The following is a 5,284-nucleotide window of genomic DNA, read 5'->3' as shown; positions in this document are numbered from 1 at the left end:
GCGGCGTCAGCGCCGGCAAACGGCGTGCATGGCTGAGCTGCTCGAAGGCATAGCCGAGCGAGATCAGTTTCGGTTCGCTGAACGCCGGGCCGAAGAACGAGATGCCGACCGGCAGGCCGCCGGTGGTGAAGCCGGCCGGCACGATCAGATCCGGATAGCCGCTGAGGTTCGCGAAGTTGGTGGCCGAGCGGCCTTCGGGTCCGCCGGTGACTGGATCGATGTCGGTGCGTGCCGGGCGTTTCGGCGACGTCGGGTAGACGATCGCGTCGAGGCCGTTGCTCTTCATCAGGCCGTCAAGCTCGGCGCGGACCAGCGGCAACGCGTGGTCGCGGATGGTCAGGTACTCGGCATCTTCCAAGGTGCCGCTCTTGGCTTCCTGCTTGAACAGCATCCAGCGGCCTTCGTTGGGGATCATGCCGTCGGTCGGTGATACCAGCGACTCGACGCCGGCCATCAGCTCGTCGTGCGACTTCGGATAACCCGGCTTCAGAGTCTTCAGGTAGTCACCGATCTGGGCGCGGAATTCCGGCCGGCGGATGGCGTTGTAGAAATCGGCGCGGCTGTCGAGCAGCCACTTCGGATACTTGACGTCGACGATCGTCGCGCCGGCCTTGCGCATCGTGCTCAGCGCGGTTTCGATGACCCAGTCGACTTCGTCATCCTGGCCCATGAAATCGCGGGCAATGCCGATCTTGGCCCCCTTCAGAGAGTCCGCCTTCAGGTACTTGGTGTAATCGGTCTCGAACTTGCCTTCGCTCTTTTTGGTCGCGGCATCGGCCGGATCGACACCGGTCATGGTGCCGAGCGAGACGGCGATATCGGCCACCGTCAGCGCCATCGGGCCGCCGGTGTCGAAGCTCAGCGCCAGCGGCACGATGCCATCGCGGCTGAGCAGACCATGCGTGGGCTTGAGGCCGACGATGCCGTTCGAGGTCGACGGGCCACGGATCGAACCACCGGTATCGGTTCCGAAGCCGAGCGGCGCGAACACTGCCGCCAGTGCCGCACCGGTGCCGCCGCTGGAGCCGGATGGCGTGCGGGTGAGGTCATGCGGATTGCGCGTGCGGCCGCCGAGCGAACTCTGCGCGCCACCGGAAGCGAACTCCGACAGATTGACCTTGGCCAGCACGATGGCACCGGCCTCGCGCAGCCGCTTGACCATGTAGGCATCGTCCGGCGGGATCGAGCCCTTGAGCAGGAACGAGCCGGCGGTGGTCGGCAGATCGTAGGTGTCGTAGTTGTCCTTCAATACCACCGGAATGCCGTGCAGCGGGCCGCGAACCTTGCCGGCCTTGCGCTCCTTGTCCAGCGCCCGCGCCGTTTCCAGCGCCTTCGGGTTGATCAGGATCACCGAATGGATCGCCGGGCCGCGATTGTCATAGGCCTCGATGCGCTTCAGGTACAGCGACACCAGTCGCTCGCTGCTCAAGCTTCCATCGCTCATCGCCTGCTGCAGTTCGGCGATGCTGGCTTCGGTCAGCGGCACCGGCGCAGCCTGGGCAAGCGGTGCCAACGCGAACAGGGCTGCGGCAAGTGCCAGCGGGCGCAGGCGGTGGGAAAGCAGTGACATGTTCATCGAGGCTCCGCGCTTGGTGTGGTCGTCCCTGATTCAGACGCCACCCAGCCGTCATGCCCTACCCGCGTATCGGCCTTTGCCCGGCCTTTGCATTGGCCGCCGAAACCCGCGAGCCTGTGCGGATCGCGCCGGGGCGGCTTCGGGAGCATCCATGTCTCGCTGGAAACTCGTGTTGGCCTTGCTGGCCGCCATGGCCGCGAATGCGGCGTGGTCCGGCGACGATTCCTGGTTTGGCGATGTCGAGCAGTACACGCGGCTGCGCGATACCCGGATCGATGTCGCCGGCCCCGAGCCGGCCAGCTTCACGGCGCTGGGCGTGGCGCCGTTTCTCACGGCGCAGTCGCTGGCCTCGTCAGACTTCTCGATCGCCGCGGCGCAGGTGTTCGATGACCAGGGTCATCCGCGCGGTGCCCTCGGCATCGATTTCGCGCCGGTGAGCCTGACCGAGTCACGGCTAGACCTCGCCGACTACCAGCACAACCGCGAGAAGCGCTTCGTGTCGCGCATCCAGTTATCGATGGCGGTGAGCAAGGGCGAGAGCGACGACGATCGCAGTACCCGCTTCGCGCCGACCCTGCGCATCGTCCTGCACGAGCAGCGCGACCCCCGCGTGCATCGCGGCCCGGGCTCGCTGAAGGATTGCTTCGAGCGGCACGTCAACCCGCCGGAGCAAGCCCGCAGCCAGCTGGCCGAGCTTGCGGCACGCCTGAAAATTGTCGATCAGCTGCTGCAGGACCCGAATGCCGAACCGGCCCAACGTCAGGAAGCGCAGCAGCGACAAGCTGCACTGCAGGCGCAATGGCAAGCCAGCCAGACCGCGTATCGCACCGCGCTGCACGAGACCGTGCGCGAGGGCATGCGGGCCTGCCGCGATGATCCCCAGGTGGCGGCCTATACCTGGAACGCCACCGGCCACGCGATCGGCATTTCGCCGACTTTCCGCACGCTCAGCGATGGCCTCGGCGCACTCGAACCGCGAGGCTTCGTCGCCTTCGCCACCACCGCTTATGGCTTCGATGCGCTCGGCACTCACCCCGACTACGCGCCGTCGTTTCTCGGCCGCCACGCGCAGATCCTTGGCCAGGTGCTGTATCGCCACAACGAGCCCTTGCAGGACCCTGGGCAGCCACAGCGTTTTGACGATGCCGACGAAGTCGTGGTCTCGACACGCCTGCGCGGCGGCACTTCGCCGTGGAACGCCAACCTGGAAGCCGCCGTGCTTCACGACTGGTTCAAGGACCGCGACGACGACACCTTCTACAAGCTCAGCGCCGGCACCGATCTGCACCTCGGCAAAGGCCTGTGGATGAGTCTGAGCATCGGCCGCACGTTCTGGCGTGGGACGATCGCCAATGAGACTTCCGGCGGCGTGACTCTGAAAAAATCCTTCTTGAACTAGGGTCCGCTCATCGACGGTGGGGGTACGCCAGTGGCGCGCGTCTAAGGAATGCGGATGTCCGCTTGTCCTCCGAGTCGACCATGCCTCCAGCTTCCTTCATGCCGCGCCGCACGCGGATCGTCGCTGCCCTCGCTGCCAGCCTGATCACGATCACTGCGGGCACGGCCTCCGCCGCTGACGGCAAGCCGCGCATCGCGGTGTTCTCCGGCCCTACGTCGACGATCCAGAACAACAAGCCGCTGATCACCAGCAACAAGGCGCGCGCCCAGTACGGCCTGCCCCTGCTCACCGATGCCTGGGGCAAGACGCTCACCGACTGGCCGCGCTATCAGCGCCTGGCCGCACCGGTCACCGTCTATGTCGAACAATTCTCGGCCCATCCGCTGGAAGCCGATGTCGCCGAGCTGTATGCGCCACCGGATGGCTATGTGAACGCCGCCGGCAAGTTCTCGAAAAGCCGTGGCAGCGCCGACGACAAGCCGGTCTACGCCGTCACCTTGAAGCCCGAGGACGGCCTCTACGCACTGCCCTACATGGGCCGCCAGGCCAATGGCCAAGCCTGGGAAGACAGCTTCGCGCTTCCGGGCGCGCCGTTCGCGCAGTCACGGCAGACCTTCGTGCCTGATGGCTCGCGAATCTTCGCGGAGATCGAACGCGATGGCGGCGGCATCGACGCTCGTGCCGATTACGACTTCTATCGCGCCGTGCCTTCCGGCGGCTATACCAAAGGGCTGCCGGCGGCGAAGCGCAGCGATACCGGCGAAGGCGACATCGCTCCGGAAAAGCTCGGCCGCGATTTCTTCAGCTACGGCCCTTACTCGGCCTCGCAGATCCGGCCGATGCTGGCCCGCGAAGCGAACATCGTTCAGCGCGTGCTGGCCAGCGGCAAGTACGCCGGCGCGATCTGGCTGGAAGGCAGCCCGACCGTCGAAGACAGCGCCTACTGGCTGAGCCTGCTGATCGACACGCAACTGCCGATCTCCGCCAACTCCGCGCACCGCAATCGCGGCCTGGTCAGCGCCGACGGCGACGGCAACATTCTCGATTCGATCGACTACATCAACTCGAAAGTCTGGGCCGACGAACAAGGCCGCAACCGGCTCGGCACGGTGATGGTCCAGGACGAGATCATCTACTCCGCACGCGAAGTCGAGAAAGGCGACGCCCATCCCGGCGCCTATGTCGCCACCGGTGGCTACGGCGGCATCTTTGGCTCGATGACCGCCGGCGCCTATCTCACCAATATCCCGACCCGCAAGCACACCTGGAAATCCGAGCTGCGCATCAGCCAGCTGCCGGCCAGCCAGAGCGGCTGGCTGAAAACCAAGGCCGGCAAGGTCGAAGCCGTGACCGTGACGATCAAGAACGCAGCCGGCGAACTGCTGCCGCAGGCGATCCCGAAAGTCCCGATGCTCAAGGGCGACAACTGGTACGACGACAGCGGCGTGCCCGATCCCGCCGCCGAAAAAGGCATCGCCGCGACCATCGACATGCTGCTCAGCGAGTACCCGCTGGCCGGCATCGTCGGCGAAGGCCTGGCACCGTATTCGAGCATGTCCGCCTCGCAGGACAAGGCCCTGGAACTCGCCGTTCTGCAAGGCCTGCCGGTGGTCAAGACCGCACGCGGCGATGCCAGCGGCCTGGTCAAGGTCAACCCCCGCAACCTGTTCATCGAAGGCAACAACCTGACCACGACCAAGGCGCGCTTGCTGCTGACAGCGGCGCTGATGAAGTTCGGGCCATTGCCGAGAGCGGCGGATGTGACGCGGCCGACGGCGGAGGAGTTGGTCGCGATTCGGGAGAAACTGGGGCTGTATCAGGAGATTTTTCAGACGCATTGATTGGCGGGTGCTTCTCTTCCGCCCGGTTGCGTTTGAGCTTGTTCTCAGCTTGATCAGCCGGCGCTGTTGTTGGCTGGCTTTGGCGCAGTATTCCGCGCTGTCGCGCGGGTCACTTTCCTTGTCGCCCAAGGAAAGTAACCAAAGGAAGGGCGCCCCCGGCGCTGCGTCGCCTTGCCGAAGAAGCAGAAGCCGGCAAGTCGATTCCCTGTGCTTCTCGGCCATGACGGGGCTTTTCGACGCGCCATCCGTGGCGCGGCGAAAAGGCATCGGCATCCTGCCTCGCCTCCTTCGGAGCCTGTCCGCCATGGCCTGCGATGCTCGGCGCGCTTAAGGGGGACCACAGTCCACGGAAACGGCAGAATCAAAAGCACAGCGCCGCGCGGAGCGCGGCGCTGTGTTGCCTTGGCTTTTGACGTTGCCGTGCTTTGCTTCTGACGTTCATCCCCCCTGCATGGCGCCGAGCATCGC

3 protein-coding genes are annotated in these 5,284 nt (G+C 65.5%); 2 read left to right on the top strand and 1 reads right to left on the bottom strand.

The genetic code is table 11. From position 1 onward, the window contains the following. Nucleotides 1–1,570, bottom strand: a 1,570-nt coding sequence (locus QZY06_RS00425) for an amidase family protein (RefSeq protein ID WP_295678740.1), incomplete at its 3' end; no start/stop codon positions are given. A 157-nt stretch (nt 1,571–1,727) separates the two neighbouring features. On the opposite strand from QZY06_RS00425, the gene QZY06_RS00420 reads away from it, so the two are divergent. Continuing rightward, nucleotides 1,728–2,975 carry a hypothetical protein gene (locus QZY06_RS00420; RefSeq protein WP_295678738.1) on the top strand — a complete coding sequence of 416 codons (1,248 nt, stop codon included), beginning with the start codon at nt 1,728–1,730 and terminating at the stop codon, nt 2,973–2,975. Nucleotides 2,976–3,055: 80 nt separating this feature from the next. Further along, nucleotides 3,056–4,816 carry an asparaginase domain-containing protein gene (locus tag QZY06_RS00415; protein ID WP_295678736.1) on the top strand — a complete coding sequence of 587 codons (1,761 nt, stop codon included), beginning with the start codon at nt 3,056–3,058 and terminating at the stop codon, nt 4,814–4,816. The last annotated feature ends 468 nt before the right edge of the window (nt 4,817–5,284 follow it).

The sequence above is a fragment of the uncultured Nevskia sp. genome (assembly GCF_903885465.1).
Classification (GTDB): Bacteria; Pseudomonadota; Gammaproteobacteria; order Nevskiales; family Nevskiaceae; genus Nevskia.
This window is presented reverse-complemented; position numbering and strand designations above follow the sequence as displayed.